The sequence below is a fragment of the Thiohalocapsa sp. ML1 genome (assembly GCF_001469165.1).
GTDB lineage: Bacteria > Pseudomonadota > Gammaproteobacteria > Chromatiales > Chromatiaceae > Thiohalocapsa.
In genome coordinates this window covers 48,680-66,689 of record NZ_JABX01000003.1, presented here as the reverse complement: position 1 = coordinate 66,689, position 18,010 = coordinate 48,680, and the positions used below count along the sequence as shown (strand labels likewise).

General features: G+C 70.8%; 14 protein-coding genes. 12 read left to right on the top strand and 2 right to left on the bottom strand.

All coding sequences use genetic code 11. The annotated features are described in order from the left end of the window. The first annotated feature begins 113 nt into the window (after positions 1-113). The 6 genes from ML01_RS02655 to ML01_RS02630 all read left to right on the top strand — a co-directional run bounded on the left by ML01_RS02655 (position 114) and on the right by ML01_RS02630 (position 7,558). A complete protein-coding gene (locus ML01_RS02655) occupies positions 114-1,220 on the top strand; it encodes a PilN domain-containing protein (protein WP_058553854.1) in 1,107 nt (368 codons plus the stop codon). Continuing rightward, positions 1,217-1,948: a type II secretion system protein GspM gene (gspM, locus tag ML01_RS02650; protein ID WP_082673890.1), complete on the top strand. Its 732-nt coding sequence runs from the start codon at positions 1,217-1,219 to the stop codon at positions 1,946-1,948. Before ML01_RS02655 ends, gspM begins: the two co-directional genes overlap by 4 nt. Continuing rightward, positions 1,945-2,667 (top strand): hypothetical protein, encoded by a 723-nt coding sequence (locus ML01_RS02645; RefSeq protein WP_058553853.1) that lies wholly within the window; start codon positions 1,945-1,947, stop codon positions 2,665-2,667. The genes gspM and ML01_RS02645 overlap by 4 nt, the downstream gene beginning before the upstream one ends. Before the next feature lie 31 nt (positions 2,668-2,698). Continuing rightward, on the top strand, positions 2,699-4,933 hold the full coding sequence (gene gspD, locus ML01_RS02640) for a type II secretion system secretin GspD (RefSeq protein ID WP_082673889.1): 2,235 nt from the start codon (positions 2,699-2,701) through the stop codon (positions 4,931-4,933). 5 nt (positions 4,934-4,938) lie between these two features. Further along, the gene (locus ML01_RS02635) at positions 4,939-5,913 is read left to right on the top strand and encodes an SIS domain-containing protein (RefSeq protein WP_058553852.1); all 975 of its coding nucleotides are present in this window, start codon (positions 4,939-4,941) and stop codon (positions 5,911-5,913) included. A gap of 526 nt (positions 5,914-6,439) precedes the next feature. Next, positions 6,440-7,558, top strand: coding sequence for a DegT/DnrJ/EryC1/StrS aminotransferase family protein (locus ML01_RS02630; RefSeq protein WP_058553851.1), 1,119 nt, complete (start codon positions 6,440-6,442; stop codon positions 7,556-7,558). Positions 7,559-7,577: 19 nt separating this feature from the next. Here the strand turns inward: ML01_RS02630 and ML01_RS02625 are convergent, their stop codons facing one another. Together ML01_RS02625 and ML01_RS02620 are read right to left on the bottom strand one after the other, a co-directional pair. After that, entirely contained in the window at positions 7,578-9,041 is a 1,464-nt protein-coding gene (locus ML01_RS02625; protein WP_058553850.1) for a type VI secretion system contractile sheath domain-containing protein, read from the bottom strand. A 103-nt stretch (positions 9,042-9,144) separates the two neighbouring features. Further along, positions 9,145-11,121: an SLC13 family permease gene (locus ML01_RS02620; protein ID WP_058553849.1), complete on the bottom strand. Its 1,977-nt coding sequence runs from the start codon at positions 11,119-11,121 to the stop codon at positions 9,145-9,147. 508 nt (positions 11,122-11,629) lie between these two features. Here ML01_RS02620 and ML01_RS02615 point away from each other — a divergent pair. The 6 genes from ML01_RS02615 (at position 11,630) to ML01_RS02595 (ending at position 17,930) form a co-directional block, all read left to right on the top strand. Then, positions 11,630-12,046, top strand: coding sequence for a globin domain-containing protein (locus ML01_RS02615; RefSeq protein WP_058553848.1), 417 nt, complete (start codon positions 11,630-11,632; stop codon positions 12,044-12,046). 77 nt (positions 12,047-12,123) lie between these two features. Further along, positions 12,124-13,047: a hypothetical protein gene (locus tag ML01_RS02610; RefSeq protein ID WP_156427522.1), complete on the top strand. Its 924-nt coding sequence runs from the start codon at positions 12,124-12,126 to the stop codon at positions 13,045-13,047. A gap of 168 nt (positions 13,048-13,215) precedes the next feature. Beyond that, positions 13,216-13,527: a FeoA family protein gene (locus tag ML01_RS02605; protein ID WP_058553846.1), complete on the top strand. Its 312-nt coding sequence runs from the start codon at positions 13,216-13,218 to the stop codon at positions 13,525-13,527. A 47-nt stretch (positions 13,528-13,574) separates the two neighbouring features. Beyond that, positions 13,575-15,962 carry a Fe(2+) transporter permease subunit FeoB gene (feoB, locus tag ML01_RS02600; RefSeq protein WP_058553845.1) on the top strand — a complete coding sequence of 796 codons (2,388 nt, stop codon included), beginning with the start codon at positions 13,575-13,577 and terminating at the stop codon, positions 15,960-15,962. A 466-nt stretch (positions 15,963-16,428) separates the two neighbouring features. Next, entirely contained in the window at positions 16,429-17,049 is a 621-nt protein-coding gene (locus ML01_RS30435) for a DNA cytosine methyltransferase (protein ID WP_254045115.1), read from the top strand. Continuing rightward, complete coding sequence (locus ML01_RS02595; protein ID WP_058553844.1) at positions 17,046-17,930, top strand: Uma2 family endonuclease; 885 nt, start codon at positions 17,046-17,048, stop codon at positions 17,928-17,930. The genes ML01_RS30435 and ML01_RS02595 overlap by 4 nt, the downstream gene beginning before the upstream one ends. Positions 17,931-18,010 lie beyond the last annotated feature (80 nt).

The following is an 18,010-nucleotide window of genomic DNA, read 5'->3' as shown; positions in this document are numbered from 1 at the left end:
GCCGCTGCCGTGCGCAGCGCGATTCGGACCTTCGACGCGCGCCGCCGACTCGACCAGCCGGGGCGCATGGATCAGCAGGCACCGGCTGCGCATCACCGCTTGACCCAAACACCATGGCCAGCTTGAGCAAAACCGGGTCACTCGCCACGCTTCGCCTGTCGGCACCGGGCGCGGTGCCCGGCGGCGCGCTGTTGCAGCGCTGGCGCGCAGGCTTGCTCGCGTGCCTGCCGCGGGCGCTGCGCCGCTGGCTCGCCGCGCGCTCGCCACGCCTCGTCGTGCAGCCCGCCGGGGACGATGCGCTGCTGCTGCTGGAAATCGGCGACGAGCGCGAGCCCGTCGGCGGGCTCGATCTGCGCACCGGCGGCACGCTGCTGTCGGCGCTGACACGCCCGCCCAAGCATCCTTGGCGCGAGACCTGGCTGGAGCTGCCCGCCGCGCAGGTGCTGTTGCGGCACACGACGCTGCCGACCCAGGTCAAGGACAACCTGCTGCCGGTGCTCGGCTACGAGATCGACCGCCTGACGCCGTTCTCGGCACCGGAGGTCTACTACGACGCCCGCGTCGTCGGTAGTCTGGCCCGCGGCACCAAGCTCGACATCGAGCTCGCCGTGTGCCGGCGCGCGGCGGCAGCGGACTGGCTCGAGCGGCTGCGCGAGGGACGCGCGCCGGCGTCGCGGCTCGCCTGGGCCGGCGCCTGGCCCGGCGCCAATCTGCTGCCGCGGGAGCAGCGGGCGAAGCCGCCGCGCTTCGGCTCGCTCATGACCCGGCTGCTGGCGGGGCTGGTGCTCGTGCTGGTCGCTGCCGTGCTGATCTCGCCGCTGTGGCAGGCGGAGCGCGCCGCGGCGTCGCTGGAGACCGAGCTGAGACAGGTCCGCCGCATCGCGCTGGAGGTGGAGGAGGTGCGCGAGGCGCTGGAGCGCGCGCGCTTAGGCAGCGTGGAGGTGCTCAATCGCAAGCGCGAGCAGCCGCGCATGACCGACCTACTGCGCGAGCTGACCGACCTGCTGCCGGACGGCACCTGGGTGCAGACGCTGAACGTGCGCGACGCCGAGGTGGACATCCGCGGCGAGTCCAACCAGGCCACCGCGCTCATCGGCATGCTGGAGCGCGGCCCCGGCATCAGCGCCGTGCGCTTCCGCTCGCCGGTGATGCAGGTGGCGACCACGGGCCAGGAGCGCTTCCACATCTCCTTTGAATACAGCCGGGCGGTGCAGGAATGACGGCGACCATCAGCACCGCTGCCGAGGAGCGCGAGACGGCGCTGCCGACGGCGCCGGAGCCCGAGCCGGTGACACCCGCGATTCCGGCGCCCGAGCAAGACGCCGAGGGCGCGCCGCCGGCGCCGCGCCGCCGAGGGTCCTTGCCCTGGGGCTGCATCGGCGCTTGGGTCGTCGCGCTGTTGATCCCGCTGCTCCTGCTCGCTGCCGTCGTGCTGCCCTGGTGGCTGCGACTCCATGAGCTCGACGTGCAGCGCGAGCGCTCGCTCGACCAACTGCACCGCTACCAGCGGCTGGTGGCGACGCTGCCCGGGCTGCGCGCGGAGCTCGCCAGCGAGCAGGCCAACGACGACTTCAAGGCCTTCTACTTCGATGCCGAGACGCCGGCGCTGGCCGGCGCCCGCCTGCAGAGCGAGGTGCAGGAGGTGGTCCGCACCGCTGGCGCGCGGCCCATCAGCACCCAGATCCTGCCGGCGGACCAACAGGAGCAGCCGCCGCGGGTGCGCATCCGCACCCAGCTCCAGGGCAGCACGGACCAACTGCTCGATGTGCTCTACCGCATCGAGAGCGCGCGGCCGTTCCTGTTCGTGGACCAACTGTCCATCCGCTCCACGACGCCACGGGCGGCGCCGGTGCGCCGGGGCGTCGTGCGACGCACCATCGGACGCGAGGTCGGCGAGCTCACGGTGCGGCTCGACATCTTCGGCTTCATCCTGGGCGGCGGCGAATGAAGGCGGTGCTCGGGGGACTCGCGCTCTTGTTGGTCGGCGTACTTGCGCTGCAATGGCGCGGCTGGTCGCCGGACGCGGCGGTGCCGGCGCCGCCGACCGCGCCATCGTCGGTCGCGAGCAGCGGCGCCGCGCCCGCGTCCGCCGATGGGCTGCTGCTGGAGGCCCCGCCCCAGGAGGACTATGCGTCCGTCGTCGAGCGCCCGCTCTTTCTGCCGGAGCGCCGGCCACCGCCGGACGCGCCCGAGGACGAGGCCGTGCCGGAGCCGGAAGAGATGACGGAGCTCGATCGCTTCGACCTCACCGCCGTCGTCATCACGCCCACGATCGTGTCCGCCTGGGTGCGCGACCCGCAGGCGCCCGAGCTCGCGCGCCTGCGCTTGGGCGATGACTTTGTCGGCTGGACGGTCAAGACCATTGAGCCGGCCAAGCTGGTGCTGGAACGACAGGGTGAGACCCATGAGCTACACTTGCGCGATTACGCCAACGCGCCGCCCCCGATCCCGCCGACCCGGCTGCCCCCACGCACCGTGCAGCGGGGTGCCGGACCGAATGATCCGAGTCGCGCCGGTCAGCGCCGCGCCGATCGCGGCATGCCGCCGGGTGTCGAGCCCGACGCACCGGGCACGGAGCCACCGCAGCGTCAGCGGCGCGACGCCATGCCAGCCCCGCAGCCGCCCATGCGGCGGGTGATGCCGCCGGCGCGAAGCGAGCAACCCTAAGCCGGAGACGCGCGTTCGACGCGCGGAGCGCATGCGACAACCCCCGATCAATCCTCTTGCGGCCGTGGCCGGTCAAGCGTCAGCAGGCCCGCGCCCGGCCGCAGCGCGCCCGGGCAGCGGGCTTGCTGCGCTGGCCCTGACCATCGCGCTGACCATCCCGATAGCCGGCTGCGGCGGGCTCGTGTTCGATCCGACCAAGCGCGTCGGCAGCTCGGCCGGCCATATCACGGACCGCGACCGCGGCCCCATCACCACGGGCGCGGCGGCGCCCTCCGGCGACGGCATCGCCATCGGCGACGACCTGCCGGAGCGGCGCGATTCCGTGCGGCGCGGTACCGGCACCTTCGTGCGCGCCGTGCGCCCCGCCGGCGTCGACACGACGCCCGGCGACGTGACGCTGAACTTCGACGGCACCGACATCCGCGAGGTGGTCAAGGTCGTCCTGGGCGACCTGCTCGGCGTCAACTATGTGCTGGACCCGGGCGTCTCCGGTGCCGTGACCTTGCAGACCGGCCGTCCGCTGCGCCGGGATCTCCTGATCCCGACGCTCGAGATGCTGCTGCGCATGAACAACGCGGCGCTGGTGGACAACGCCGGGACTTACGAGGTGGTGCCGCTCGGCAATGCCGTGCAGGGGCGCGTGGTGCCGCAGCTCGGCCAGTCCGCGCGAGCGCTGCCGGAGGGCTACAGCATGCAGGTGGTGCCGCTGCAGTACATCGGTGCCGAGGAAATGGCCCGCATCCTGGACCCGCTGGCGCCGGAAGGCAGCCTCCTGCGCACCGACACGCTGCGCAACCTCATCGTCATCGCCGGCACCAGCCCGGAGATGACCAACCTGCTCGACACCATCCAGGTGTTCGACGTGGACTGGATGTCGGGGCTGTCCGTCGGGTTCTTCGTGCTGGAGTACGCGAAGGCAACGGATGTCGTGAACCAACTGCAGACCCTGCTCGCCGACGGCGAGGGTGCGAACCCCTTCACCGGGCTGTTCCGGTTCATTGCGGTGGAGACCGCCAATGCCGTGCTCGTGGTCTCACCGCAGCAGAGCTACCTCGCGCAGATGGAGGACTGGATCGACCGGCTCGATCGCGCCGAGGCGAGCGGCAGCGCCGCGCAGCGGCTGTTTGTCTACCGCGTGCGCCACGGCGACGCCGAGAACCTCGCGGACGTACTGAGCAAGCTCTTCGCCGGTGACGACGACGGCGGTGCGACCCGCAGCGTCGGCGGCGTCGCGCCGGGGCTGCGCGAGGCGAGCATCGGCGGCGACGACGGCGGCGGCAGCGCGGCGCCGCGACGCGCGACGGCGAGCACGCTGGAGCTCTCCTCGCAGGTCAGCATCGTCGCCGACCCAGTGAACAACTCGCTCCTCGTGCGCTCCAGCCCCAGGGACTACAAGAAGATCCTGGATGCGCTAAAGCAGCTCGACATCGTGCCGTTGCAGGTGTTGGTGGAGGCGACCATTGTCGAGATCACGCTCACCGGCAGCCTGCGCTATGGCGTGCAATGGCAGTTCTTCGGTCTCGCCGCCGGCGGCGACTACGATGGAAGCATCCCCGGCAACCCCAACGGCTACCGCAGCGACATCTCGTTGCGCGACACGGCCGATGGCCCGGCGCAGACCTTCGAGTCGGCGGGTAACCCGTCGTCGTTCAACTGGTCCGTGGTGCTGCGGCCCAGCACCATCCGCGCCACCTTGTCGGCGCTGGCGCAGGATGGCCTCGTGAATGTCCTGTCATCGCCGTCGGTGATGGTGCGCGACAACCAAACCGCCGAGATCCAGGTGGGCGAGGACGTGCCCATCGCGACGACCCAGCAGCAAGGCACTGCCACCACGGATCGGATCATCAACCAGATCGAGTACCGCAAGACGGGCGTCAAGCTCAACGTGAAGCCGCGCGTGACGCCGGGCGGGCTGGTGCAGATGGAGATCGAGCAGGAGGTCAGCACCGTCGCGCGGGAGAGCGGTGCCCTGAACTCCCCGACCTTTCGCACGCGCAACATCACGAGCAACGTTGCCGTGCGCTCCAGCCAGGCTGTCGTGCTTGGCGGGCTGATCCAGGACTCCAACGAAGACAACAAATCCGGTGTGCCTGGGCTCTATCGGGCGCCGCTGCTTGGGCCTTTGTTCGGACAGACGGCGCGCCGTTCCAATCGCACCGAGCTCGTCGTCGTGCTGACGCCCCGCGTCATCGCCAGCGACAGCGACATCGAGACCGTGACGCGGGACTTCCGCGACAAGGTCCGCAACCTCGACACCCGCTTCTGAGCCCAATGCCCGCAGCCGACGACGCGCCCGCGCCTGCCCGCCCCGGCATCGACTGCGCCGCCATCGCGCGCGAGGTGTTCGAGATCGAGGCGGCCGGCGTGCTCGGGCTCGCCGAGCACTTGGACGGCGCCTTCGACGCGGCGGTGGAGGCTATCCTTTGCTGCGCCGGGCGCGTCATCGTCTGCGGCATGGGCAAGTCCGGCATCATCGGCCGGAAGCTCGCCGCGACCTTGGCCAGCACCGGCACGCCGGCCTTTTTTATGCACCCGGGCGAGGCCTTTCACGGCGATCTCGGCATGGTCACGCCGACCGACGTGTTCATTGCGCTGTCCAACTCCGGCGAGACCGAGGAGCTGGTGAAGCTCTTGCCGTTCCTCAGCGACAACGGCAACACCATCATCGCCATGACCGGCAACGCGCGCTCCACGCTCGCCGTGCACGCGAGCCTGCACCTGTCCGTGCGGGTGGAGCGCGAGGCCTGTCCGCTGCAGCTCGCGCCGACCGCGTCCACGACGGCGGCGTTGGCCATGGGTGACGCGCTTGCCGTGGCGCTGATGCGTGCGCGGGACTTCAAGTCCAACGATTTCGCGCGCTTTCATCCGGGCGGCAGCCTGGGGCGGCGCCTGCTGCGGAGCGTGCGCGAGGAGATGCAGAGCGACAATCTGCCCTTCGTGCCGCTGGAGGCGAGCGCCGATGCCGTGCTGACGGCGGTGAGCGACGGCCGGCTCGGTATTGCGCTGGTCAGCGACGAGCGGAGCTCCGCGCTCGGCATCATCACCGACGGCGATCTCCGCCGCGCCGTGCAGGCCCATCGCGAGGCCTTCTTCGCCAAGCGCGCCCGCGATCTGATGACGCCGGACCCGCTCACCATCGGCGCGGACAGCAACATGCAGACCGCCATCGAGCTGATGGCGCAGCACAAGATCACGCTGCTCGTTGTCGTCGACGACACCGGCGTCGTCGGCGTCGTGCAGAAATAACAGTCGGTTACGACCAAACCCCAGGTTGGCCTATCGCGCTCGTAGCCGGGACTAAGCCTGAGGTGTCCCCACAAGATCGGCCTGGACAGCGAGCCGTCACGGACTGGGAGCGCCGGCTTTCAGCCGGCTTCGCGCGCCGGGGGCTCGATGCCCCCGGCGTGCGATCGACTGCGCTGGAGCAGGGCGACTGCCCCTATCGCGCCGCCGGGCGGGCGACTGCGCTTGTGCCCCTTGTGCCAGCCCGGGCGACGCCGACGCGGCATCGAGCCGCGACGGCGCCGAGCCGGCTGGAAAGCCGGCGGTCCCAGTCAGCCGCGACGGCGCCGAGCCGGCTGGAAAGCCGGTGCTCCCAGTCAGCCGCGCGTCGACGAAACGTCTGGGATTCCGGTCCCGAGTTCAGGTCGGAAGGATGCTCTAACCGTTGCCTTTTGGTTCTTAACCCGGGGATAGCCCAGGGACTAAGCTATCTCGCGCACTTTGCGTCTATCAATCTCAAGTAACATCGACCGGCAGCCTGGGGACCGCCATGCAATTCATCGATCTACAAACACAGCGCGCCCGCATTGAGGCGGACGTGGATGCCCGCATCCGCGCCGTGCTCGCGCACGGGCGCTACATCATGGGCCCCGAAGTGGCGGAGCTCGAAGAGCAGCTTGCGGCCTCTGTCGGTGTGGGGCACTGCGTCGCCGTGTCCAGCGGCACCGACGCGCTGCTGGTGGCGCTGATGGCGCTCGATATCGGCGCCGGGGACGAGGTCATCACGACGCCGTTTACCTTCGTCGCCACGGCCGAGGTCATCGCGCTGCTCGGCGCGGTGCCGAAGTTCGTGGACATCGACCCCGTCACCTACAACATCGATCCGAGCCTTATCGAGGCGGCCATCGGCCCGAGAACCCGCGCCATCATGCCGGTGGCGCTCTATGGCCAATGCGCGGACATGGACGCGATCAACGCCATCGCGGCGCGCCACGGCCTGCCGGTGATCGAGGACGCCGCGCAGAGCTTCGGTGCGACCTTCCGGGGCCGGCGCTCCGGCGGGCTCAGTACCATCGGCTGCACGTCGTTCTTCCCGTCCAAGCCCCTCGGCTGCTACGGCGACGGCGGCGCCTGCTTCACCGACGACGACCGGCTCGCGACCCTGATGCGCCAGGCCATGAACCATGGCCAGGACAAGCGCTACAGCCATCCGCGCCTCGGCATCAACGGCCGGCTGGACACGCTGCAAGCGGCGGTGCTGCTTGCCAAGCTCGCGATCTTCGACGACGAGGTGGAGCGCCGCGCCGGCGTCGGCGCCCGCTACACGGCGCTGCTGCAAGCCGCGGGCGCTCGGAGCCTAGCCGAGGCAAGAGACGGCCTGCTGACGCCGCACATCGCCGACGGCAATACGAGCGTCTTCGCGCAGTACACCGTGCAGTCGGACGATCGCGCCGCGGCCATTGCGCGGCTCGATGCGGCGGGCATCCCGAGCGCCGTGCACTATCCGATTCCGCTGAACCGCCAGGGCGCCTACGCGCACCATTGCTGCCCGGACTGCACGCCGCTCGCGGATCGGGCCGCGGCGCGGGTGCTCAGCCTGCCGATGCATCCATACCTGAGCGCCGACGATGCCGAGCGCGTCGTCGCCGCACTGACCGGCGCCGATTGACCGGCGAGGCTCTCCCGGCTCAGCGCGACCAGGCCCCGGCCAGCGCGCTCGCGGCCGCGGCCACCGACTGCCAGCGCAACAGCCGCGCCGCCGGGCGGTCGCGCCGGCTCAAGAGCGGCATGACGCCGTACCCGAGCATGGCCGTGGCCGTGCGCTCGCCCATCCAGGCGCCGGTGACCGGGTACAGGTGGCGCTCGCCGTCGTCGTCGTAGACCCAGGCCGGCAGATCGTCGATATCCAGAAACGCGTCGAGGTCGAGCTGCCAGCCGTCCTGCTGGAAGGCCTCCCCGGCCAGCAGCGCGCAGGCCACAGCCGCGGGTCCGCGGAGCAGGGCTTGCGCCGGGTCGGCGCCGGCGACCTCGTCGAAGTCGAAGGCGTCGATGGGGTCGGTGTCCGCGCCGTAGGGCAGTCGCAGCATCAGCCCGGGCGCGACCAGGCCGATCCAGCGCGCGAGCGGGCTCGCGCGCAACGCCTGCCAGTGTGCTGCGCTGGCGGCATCCAGCGGCGGCCAGTCGTCGGCGTCTACGCTGACCGGCCAGGCCGTGTAGCCGAACAGCCGCGGCGCCGCGCCGGCGATGATCGGCCCGCCGGCCGCCGCCGCTGTGGTCGCGAGCGTGGCGAGCAGTCTGACGTCGCCCGCGGAGGCATCGAACTGCTCCAGGCTCACCAACAGCCCCCAGCCCGCATCGCCGCGCTCGACCAGCGCCTTCCACAGCCCGCTCTCTGCGAGATCGGGCTCGGCCGCCGCGGCGGCGAGCTCGGCGCGGGTGACATCGAAGAGGTGCAGCTCGATCTCGCCGTCCAGCGCGAGCCGACTCACCAAGAGCTGCACCGAGCGCCAGGCGGCCTCCAGGCCCTGAAAGCCCGGGTCGTGCAACAGGGCGCGCAGGCGCTCGGCGAGCACCGCGTTCACGGCGCCCTCGAACCGGGCGGGCTCCGCGGGCGCGGTGGATGCCGCATCCGCCGAGACGATGCGCCGCACCAGCGCATCCACCGCCGTCGCGACGCTGCCCTGAGTCGGCATGGACGCTGCCGCGCGCGGCGCCGTCGGCGCATGGCCGAGCAGCCGCTCCAGCATCGCCGCGTCGGACTCGGCGGTCGTGGCGTCCTGCGCCGGCCGAGCCTGCGCCTCGGCGGCAGGCGCGGGGCTCGCCGCGGTATCGAGCCCGGCCTGCAGCTCGCCCAGGGCAAGCAGGCGGTCGGGATGAAAATCGTCGAGCGTTGCGAAGCCGAGCGTACAGATGCGCCCGTCCACCGTCAGCTCGACGGCCGGCGCGAGGCGCGCCATGACGGCATCGAGGTTGTCGACATCGACCCGCAGCAGCGGCCGTGTCGCGAGGCCGTCGGGCTCGTCGCGGCCGCGGCCGGCGCGGCCGGAGAAGTCGCCGCAGAGCAAGAGCCGCAGCGGCGCGCCGGCGCTCTGCCGGTGCGCGGCGTGGGGCCGCGAGCCCGTGGTCAGGTCCAGCTCAAGGCGCGTCGGCATGGCTTTTCTCCTCGGTGTGGCTGCAAGGGTTGACGCCTATGCGTCAAGCTCGCAACGATACCGCGTTGGGCAGGAAAGGGCCGAGGGCCGAGCCTGCGTGCGCTCAGAAGACCAGGTTCAGCATGGCGAGCGCAACGATCAGGAACAGCACGGTCATGATGCCGCCGGCGCGCATGTAGTCCGGTACCCGATAGCCGCCGGGGCCCATGATCAGCGCGTTGACCTGATGGGTCGGGATCAGGAAGGAGTTCGACGTGGCGATGGCGACCGTCAGCGCGAATACCGCCGGGTTGGCGCCGGCGCCGAGCGCCATGTTCACGGCGAGCGGCACCAGCAGCACCGTCGCGCCGACGTTGGACATGACGAGCGTGAAGAAGGTCGCGAGCAGCGCGAGTGCGGCCTGAACCACCCACACCGGCACATCGCCCAGGGCCGTCAGCGTCTGCTCGGCGATCCAGGCGGCGGTGCCGCTGGACTCCACCGCGAGCCCGAGCGGGATCAGCGATGCGAGCAGGAACACCGTCTTCCAGCTCACGGCCTCGTAGGCCTCGTCGATGGACAGCACGCCGGTCAGAATCATGCCGACGGCACCGGTCAGCAGCGCCACCGACAGCATCAGGTCGGTGAACAGCACCAGCGACAGCGTGATGGCAAAGAACAAGAGCGCCATCGGCACCTTGTGCGGGCGTAGCTCCTCGTGCGGGTATTCCGTGGTGACGACGACGAAGTCGCGGTCCTGCTCCAGCCGCGTCAGGTCCACCCAAGTGGTGTGCACCACCAGCGTGTCGCCGGGCTTGAAGGGCATGTCGCGCACGCCGCCCCGCTCGTAGGTCAGCGTCTCGTCGCCGCGGCGGATCGCGAGCACCGACAGGCCATAGACCTTGCGCATCCAGACGTCGCGCGCGGACTTGCCGACGAGGCCGGAGCCGGGCGGGATCACGATCTCGGCGATGCCGGCCTTCACCGGCGACAGTGCCTCGGCGAAGACCTCCGCCTCCGGCTTCACCTCGACGCCGGTGTCGGCGACGAAGGCGTCGAACTGCTCGCGCCCGCCGAGCAGGCCGAGGCAGGTGCCGGCCTCGATGCCGAGGCTCCGGTCCACGCCCGCGGCGCCGAGGCGCACGCCGTCGCCCTTTTCCACCGCCGCGACGCGCACGTGCCAGGTGCGCTCCATGTCGTCTACGCTGGTGCCGACGAGCGGGCTGCCCGCCGGCACGCGGACCTCGTGGATGCTGAAGTCGCCGACGCCGTAGGTCTCGCCGTAGTACTGCGCCGGATCCGTCGCCGCCACCATGTCGGTGCCGCGCGACGGCAGCACGAAGCGCCCGAACAGCACGAAGTACAGGATGCCGGTGGCCAGCAGCGCGAGGCCGATGGGCGTCACGTCGAAGAGCTGGAAGGTTGCCATCGGCGCCACGCCCTCCGGCAGCGCCTGGTTCGAGGTCAAGATCAGATCATTCAGCAGGATCAGCGGGCTTGAGCCCACCATCGTGATAGTGCCGCCGAGGATGGCGCAGAAGCCCATGGGCATCAGCAGCCGGCTCATCGGCAGATTGGTGCGCGCCGAGATGCGGCTCACCACGGGCAGGAACAGCGCCGCCGCGCCGACGTTCTGCATGAACGAGGAAATACCGCCGACGGTGCCGGAGATGAGCGGGATGATGCGCGCCTCCGTGCTGCCGCCGATGCGCATGATGAAGCCCGCCACTCGCGACATGATGCCGGTCTTATCCAGCCCGGCGCCGATGATCATCACGGCGATGATGGAGATCACGGCGTTGGACGAGAAGCCGTCGAACAGATTGCCGAGCGGCACCAGCCCGGTGTCGAGGCCCATCAGCGGCGCGAGCAGGCTGGTCAGCCCGAGCAGCACCATCACCGTCACCGCCGCGACATCGACGCCGACCACCTCGAACGCGAACAGGAAGATGGTCAGCACGAGGATGGCCATGACCCAGGCCATCGCCACCGACGGCACCTCGCCAGCCAGCCAGATGGCGGCGATGGCGAACAGCATGGCGGCGGTGTTGGTCGGCGTCAGAAGGTTGCGCGGGGTCAGGGACCGGAAGAACGCTGACATGGGGGCCTCGTTTTATCTCGATGCGCAGCGCGCGTCCCGGCGAGCGGGTGCGGCTTGGTTGCTGGCGCTGGGCACGCGCCGCCGGGCAGCCCGCGGCGCACCATCATAACTTAACGGCGGGCGCATCCACGGCGGCCCTAGAGGAAGGGCCGAGGGCGGAGGGTCGAGGTAGCGCGCGCCCTGCCCTGGTCGGTCTGCGGCCCCGCCTCACTCGGGTTCTGCGAGGGGGGCGTGCGGGCGGGCTGCCGGGCGGGGACAGGCAGCGGCGTTGAATGCCTGCGGCCGGTCGCCTAGTATCCGGTCAGGGTGCGGCGCATCAGGGCTGTCGCGGCCGGCACCCGGAGTCGCCTGCTTCGCAGGCTGAACGAAGCCGCTGGGCGATCGCGTTGACTATGATGACGATGACGACAACGAGCACGACAACGAAGGCGCGGGGACTGTGCGTGTGCGATGCCTTCGGGGCCGGCGATACGGCGCCGTCGGACGTTACCAGAGCCCGGCGACCGTCATGAACTCGCAAACCGCCGCGCTGGTGCGCGATTCTTGGGCGGCTCTTGTCCCCATGCGCAAGCAGGTCTGCGCCGACTTCTACCAGCGGCTCTTCACGCGCCACCCGGAGCTGCGACCCTTGTTCAAAGGGGATCTCGACCGCCAGACGGCGCTCTTTGCCACGATGCTCAATACCGTCGTCAGCTCCCTTGAGAATCGGGAGCCGGTGGTGGTGCTGATCAAGGCCGTCGGCGCCCGCCACGTGGGCTACGGCGTGGCCGATGCGGACTACGACAAGTTCGCCGATGCGCTGCTGGAGAGCTTTGCGCTGGCCTTGGGCGAGCGCTTCACGCCCCGCACCCGGACCGCCTGGGAGCAGGTCTTCGCGGAGCTCGCGGCGACCATGCGCCAGGGCGCCGAGGAGGCGTTGAGCTGAAAGGCGCTGCCGCCATCGAGCTGGCGCCGGGCACCCCGGACGCGGCTGCCGTCGGCGTCGAAGCGGCGCCGGCTCGCTTGCCGCCCAGCGCTGGGCTTCGGGCGAGCCTATCGCTGCTGTTGCTGCTGGTCGTCGCGGGCCTTGTGGGCTCGATGCTGCTCGGCGTGCTGGCGCTCGCCGCCGCCGGGGCGCTGGCGCTGATCCATGTGCTGCTCACCATGGCCATGTTCCGTGCGCGGCCGGATGCCGCCGATGCGGTGCCGGCGCTCGGGCTCGCGCAGGGCGGCATGTCGCTGCTGCTCGCGCTGTGGCTCGTGCTTGCGGCGGGGGCCTGGCTGCCTTCGCCGGCGTCCGCCGCCCTGATGCCGTCGGCGGACGGGCTCAGGATCGCGGCGCTGGTCGCCCTGGGCGGTGCGCTGATCAGCACGCTGGCGGGCAGCCGGTTCGCAGCGGCCGCGGAACTCGACCACCGGGGGCGCGCCATCGCGGCACATGCATCGGCGGGCTACTGGCGTGTGCAGGCGCTGGTGTGGCTCAGTATCGCCCTCTGCACCGCGGCCGGCTGGTATGCGGGCGACCTGCCGGCCCTGCGCCGGCTCGCCCTCGTGGCGAGTCTACTGCTGCCGGCCCTGGTGCTGCTGCCCGTCGCACTGTCTGCGCTTGGCCGTTGGCCGGCTGCTCGCGTGCGGACCACGCCGCCACGGCGGTTCGCTCGGGCCGCGGAGCAGGTCGTCGCGGAGGTGCTGCGGGAGCTGCCGGTGTCGCAACGTCAGCTCCGCGTCGGGCGCCTCGCCGGGCGGGCGCATCTGCATCTGGTGGCGGTGCTGGACGACGCGACGGACCTGGATGCCGAGAGCCAAGACGTGCTGCGTGCGCGTCTCTACGAGCGCCTGCGCGGTGCCTACCCGGATCTGGTGCTCGATGTGCTCTTCACGCGCGATGCCGTCTGGGCGGCACGGAGCTCAGGCGGCCGGGAGTCCCTTTCGGTCTCGGTGGCTTGAGTGCGTCCGTCCGCGCCGGGATATATTCAGCGGGCGGCGGCTGCCGTGCCTTTTGTGTCCGTCCTTCGCTGCCGGCCGGACGGACTGCCGACCGGGAAGGGCCGAGGGAGCGCGCCTCGGCCCTTGGCCCTACCGAGGCTCCGCCCTACCAATCATCGAGCAACTCAGATGCAACGATCCGTCGCCCCACCCCTTATCCCGCAAGCGCCCGCCGGCGCCGAGCCCGTTGCCCTCGGCAGCCTGCCGGCCGGCACCCGCGCACGCCTGAGCGCCATCCACGGCGGACGCCAGCTTGAGCGCAAGCTCGGGGCGTTGGGGCTGCGGGTCGGGGGTGTGTTTCGCGTCGAGCATCGCCGGGGCCGCGGTCTGGTGGTCGCCTCCGGCGCCAGCCGTATCGCCCTGGGCGGGGCCATCGTCGACAAGCTGCTGGTGGTGGCGCTCGCCGACGAGGACATGAACGGCACGGCGCCCGCCGACTGACCGCTGTGGCGGCATCCATCAACCGGCCCGCTCCGGGGCTCCAGACCATGCCCGACGCCAGCACGTACGCAACCGCCGGCCGCACTGACAGCAGCCGACCGCTGACCTTTGCCCTCGCCGGCAACCCGAACTGCGGCAAGTCCGCGCTGTTCAACGCACTCACCGGGATTCGCCAGACCACCGGCAACTGGCCCGGCGTCACGGTGGAGCGTCGCGTCGGCCGCTGCGAGCTCGACGGGCGCGCGGTCCAAATCGTTGACCTGCCGGGCATTTACTCCCTGGACGCGAGCTCGCTCGATGAGCGCGTGACGCGGGACTACCTGCTGAGCCGCGATGCGGACATCATCGTCAACGTGCTCGACGCGGCGAATCTGGAGCGCAACCTGTATCTCACGGTGCAGCTCCTGGAGATGGGCGTGCCCATCGTCGTCGCGCTCAACATGATGGACGTGGCCGAGAAGCGCGGCATCGACATCGACACGGCGCAGCTCGCCGAGCGCCTGGGCTGCCCGGTGGTGCCCGTGGTTGCGGTGTCGAAGCAGGGCATCACGGCGCTGAGCGCGCAGGCGCTCGCGGTGGCCGACGGCGCGGCCCGCGGCGGTTTTCCGCTCGCCCACGAGGCCTGCGTGGATTCGGCCATGGCCGAGCTGGCGGCGGGCTTCGCGGCCGACGGCGGCGAGGCCAACGCGCGCTGGCTCGCGCTCAAGCTGCTGGAGGACGACGACGCCGCCCGCGCGCTGGCCGACGCCGCCGTCCTGGCGCGTGCCGAGGCGCTGAAGACGGCCATCACCGAGCGCACCGGCGAGGCCGCCGAACTGTACATCGCCGGCACCCGCTTCGCGCACGCCCATGCGCTGGCGCAGGGGGCGATGCGCCGGCCCGGCCGCGCAGGCCGCACCATGTCCGACGCCATCGACGGCGTCGTGCTGAGCCGCTTCTGGGGCATCCCGCTGTTCCTCGCGGTGATGTACCTGATGTTCGTCTTCACCATCAACGTCGGCGGGGCCTTCATCGACTTCTTCGACGGCGCCGCGCAGGCGCTGTTCGTCGATGGCGTCGGGGCGCTGCTCACGGCCGCCGGCGCGCCGGACGTGCTCGGGCTGGTCATCGCAGACGGTATCGGCGGCGGGCTCACCGTGGTGGCCACCTTCATCCCCATCATCGCGAGCCTCTATATCTTTCTGTCCGCGTTGGAGGACTCGGGCTACATGGCGCGCGCCGCCTTCGTCATGGACCGCGCCATGCGCTCCATCGGCCTGCCCGGCAAGGCCTTCGTGCCGCTCATCGTCGGCTTCGGCTGCAACGTGCCCGCGGTCATGGCGACGCGCACGCTGGAGAGCGAGCGCGAGCGCAAGCTCACCATCCTGATGAACCCCTTCATGTCCTGCGGCGCGCGGCTGCCGGTGTACGTGCTGTTCGCGGCGGCCTTCTTCCCGCATTCAGGGCAGAATGTGGTGTTCGCGCTCTATCTCACCGGCATCGCCCTGGCCCTGCTGACGGGCCTGGTCATGAAGCGCACGCTGCTCTCCGGCGACAGCACGGGCTTTTTGATGGAGCTGCCGCCGTATCACATGCCGACGCTGCGCGGCGTGCTGCTGCGCACCTGGGACCGGGTCAAGCTGTTCCTGCGCGACGCCGGCAAGATCATCGTCGTGATGGTGCTGGCGCTGAACCTGCTCGGCTCCATCGGCACCGACGGCAGCATCGGCGAGACCGACAGCGACGCCTCCGTGCTCGCCGCCGCGAGCCGAGCCGCGACGCCGCTGTTCGCGCCCATGGGCATCGAGCCGGACAACTGGCCCGCCGTGCTCTGCATCTTCTCCGGCGTGCTCGCCAAGGAGGTCATCGTCGGCACGCTGGACGCGCTCTACGGGCGCATCGCGGCCGACGAGGCCGGCGCCGCCGACGGCCCCGGCGCGGCGTCCGGCTTCGACCTCGCGGGCGCGCTGACCGCCGCCGCCGCCACCATCCCGGCCAACCTCGCCGAGGTCGGTCGCAGCCTCGCCGACCCGCTCGGGCTCGGCGTCGGCGACCTCAGCGACCGCGCCGGCGTCGGCGCCGAGCAGGGCGTGCAGACCGGCACCTTCGGCGCCATGGAGGCGCGCTTCGACGGGCGCGCCGGCGCCTTCGCATACCTGTTGTTCGTGCTGTTGTACTTCCCGTGCGTCGCCACCGTCGCCGCCATCGTGCGCGAGACCGGCGCCGCCTGGGCCACCTTCGTCGCCGCCTGGACCACCGGCATCGCCTTCGTCACCGCCACGCTCTTCTACCAGGCCGCCACCTTCGCCCGCGACCCGCTCGCCGCCTCGCTCTGGATCGGCGGTCTCCTGCTGCTGCTGGCCATCGTCGTTGTGGCGCTGCGCGCCTGGGCGCGGCGCGGCGACGGGCAGCGCGGCGGGAAGGCCGAGGCGGCGGCGGGGGCTGCGGTGGGGTGAGCTTGCGGGCGTGCGATATCGGTCGCACCGAACACGGGGCGAGCTTTAGGATGGTTGGCGCTTCTGGTTTGGAGTGCACGGTGAAGCGGCACCTTTATCGGATCGCGGGAAGTCATTCACGCGTCCGCTAAGCAGTCAAGAGCCTGCTGCGCGGTGGACTCGGGTACACTGCGCGCGGCCCGCCCGATCCAGGTCGCCAAAGCCCGTTGCAGGTGATCGGACCGACCGGGACTCGTAGATCAGGGTTCTATGGACTACGCCCAAAAAGATGATCCTTACGCGGCGGCGCCGATGGATTTTGACTCAGTTACCTAAGGGACGGCCCCCAAGCGTCACGCTCGGACGCTATTTCTTTCGGCGGCGATACGGCCGGCCGCGTTCAGACGCGAACACGCTACGCGGTCGACCTGTTTGCAGGGGCGGGCGGCCTGTCGCTGGCCGCCCGGCATACGAGAACGATCGGCACATGAACCATTCGTCGAAGCTGACGGCTCGGTTCCAGGCGACGCCGAAGAACGGCGGTAGTCGGCGCGACGGTCCCTGTGTGCTGCCCGGCCACGACGGCCACAGCGACGTCTACGGGCGCATCGATCCAAGCCTGCCCGCACCGACCATGACCACCGCGTGCATTAATCCCTCGAAGGGCCGCTTCGTCCATCCCACCGAGCCGCACGGCATCACGATTCGTCAGGCTGCACGCCTTCAGACCTTCCCGGACCACTTCGTGTTCAAGGGCGGCTTGATGGCCGCCGGCGTGCAGATCGGCAACGCCGTGCCGGTGGCGCTCGGGCAGCGGGCCGTACTCCGTGGCCTTTGTCTGGTGCACCGCTCCCGCGGTTTGTCTGGTGACACCGCTCCAGCGGTGTTACCCGTCTCCGGGCGCTCTGCGCCCCGGCCCCGGCCGCGCACACCCGCGATCTCGACCCGCTCGAAGCCGCCGACCCCAAGCGACATGGCGACCGGAGCCATGGCCACCGAGCGCGCTCCATCGCCCGAGCGACGCGCCCTTCGCGCCCCATTGCAGTGTCGTCACGCCTCCTCTAGGCTCGCGCATCAAGGTTCAGCGACCACGAGGTCGATCCGATGAACAATCTTCCCGCATCAGCCACATTAACCGCTGCCCCCGAGGCGGGGTCCGCCGATGGCCGCCTGGTCAGCGAGGCGGAGTACTGGGAGGACTGGTACGACGCCGGCGATGTCAGCTACGAGTGGAACAACGGCCGCTTGGAGGAGAAGCCGGTGTCGGATTTCGAGACCTTCCAGGTCTATCTCTGGTACCTGGAGCTGCTGCGGCACTATCTGCGCCAGCAGCCGATCGGCGAGGTGGTGGCGCTGGAGATGGGCTTTCGGCTGGCGCTCCCGACCCGCACCGTGATCCGCAAGCCGGACCTGGCCGTGGTCCTCGCGGACAACCCGGTACCGCTGGACCTCAAGGACAGCTCCTACCACGGGGTGTTCGACCTCTGTGTCGAGGCCCTATCGACGGAAAAGCCCGCCCATGTCCACCGCGATCTGGTGGTGAAGAAGGCCGAGTATGCCGCCGGCGGCGTGCCCGAATACCACGTGCTGCACCGCGAGCATGGCAATCTGGCCTTCTACGGTTTGACCCCCGGCCGCGTCTACGCACCGCTGCCCGTGCACGGCAGCGGCGACGACCGCGTGGTGCGCTCGCGGGTGCTGCCGGGCTTTCAATTGCGCATCAGCGATCTCATCCGCCGGCCGGACCCCGACGCCATGCGCCGCGACCCGGTCTACAGCGGCTTCGTGCTGCCGGAATGGACCCGTGCCGAACAGGCGCGCGAGCAGGCCGAGCGCGCGCGCGACACGGTCGCCCGCGAGCGCGATACGGTCGCCCGGGAACGCGATGAAGCCTTTGCCGCGGCGCGTCGCGAGGCGGCCGCCCGGGCGGAGGCCGAGTCGGAGCTTGCGCGACTGCGCGCCGCTGCCGAAAAGCGCGAAGGCGGCTGAAGCTCGGCGGCCTGGAAGCGCCCCTGCTGCGCGCCGACGCAGCCAACGCGACCCATCCGCCGACCCAGACGCGCCCGCCT

Bases quoted from the DNA above. Each gene is read 5' to 3' on its own strand.
- ML01_RS02655 (WP_058553854.1), top strand. From the start codon at position 114: ATGGCCAGCTTGAGCAAAACCGGGTCACTCGCCACGCTTCGCCTGTCG.
- gspM (WP_082673890.1), top strand. From the start codon at position 1,217: ATGACGGCGACCATCAGCACCGCTGCCGAGGAGCGCGAGACGGCGCTG.
- ML01_RS02645 (WP_058553853.1), top strand. From the start codon at position 1,945: ATGAAGGCGGTGCTCGGGGGACTCGCGCTCTTGTTGGTCGGCGTACTT.
- gspD (WP_082673889.1), top strand. From the start codon at position 2,699: ATGCGACAACCCCCGATCAATCCTCTTGCGGCCGTGGCCGGTCAAGCG.
- ML01_RS02635 (WP_058553852.1), top strand. From the start codon at position 4,939: ATGCCCGCAGCCGACGACGCGCCCGCGCCTGCCCGCCCCGGCATCGAC.
- ML01_RS02630 (WP_058553851.1), top strand. From the start codon at position 6,440: ATGCAATTCATCGATCTACAAACACAGCGCGCCCGCATTGAGGCGGAC.
- ML01_RS02625 (WP_058553850.1), bottom strand. From the start codon at position 9,041: ATGCCGACGCGCCTTGAGCTGGACCTGACCACGGGCTCGCGGCCCCAC.
- ML01_RS02620 (WP_058553849.1), bottom strand. From the start codon at position 11,121: ATGTCAGCGTTCTTCCGGTCCCTGACCCCGCGCAACCTTCTGACGCCG.
- ML01_RS02615 (WP_058553848.1), top strand. From the start codon at position 11,630: ATGAACTCGCAAACCGCCGCGCTGGTGCGCGATTCTTGGGCGGCTCTT.
- ML01_RS02605 (WP_058553846.1), top strand. From the start codon at position 13,216: ATGCAACGATCCGTCGCCCCACCCCTTATCCCGCAAGCGCCCGCCGGC.
- feoB (WP_058553845.1), top strand. From the start codon at position 13,575: ATGCCCGACGCCAGCACGTACGCAACCGCCGGCCGCACTGACAGCAGC.
- ML01_RS30435 (WP_254045115.1), top strand. From the start codon at position 16,429: ATGAACCATTCGTCGAAGCTGACGGCTCGGTTCCAGGCGACGCCGAAG.
- ML01_RS02595 (WP_058553844.1), top strand. From the start codon at position 17,046: ATGAACAATCTTCCCGCATCAGCCACATTAACCGCTGCCCCCGAGGCG.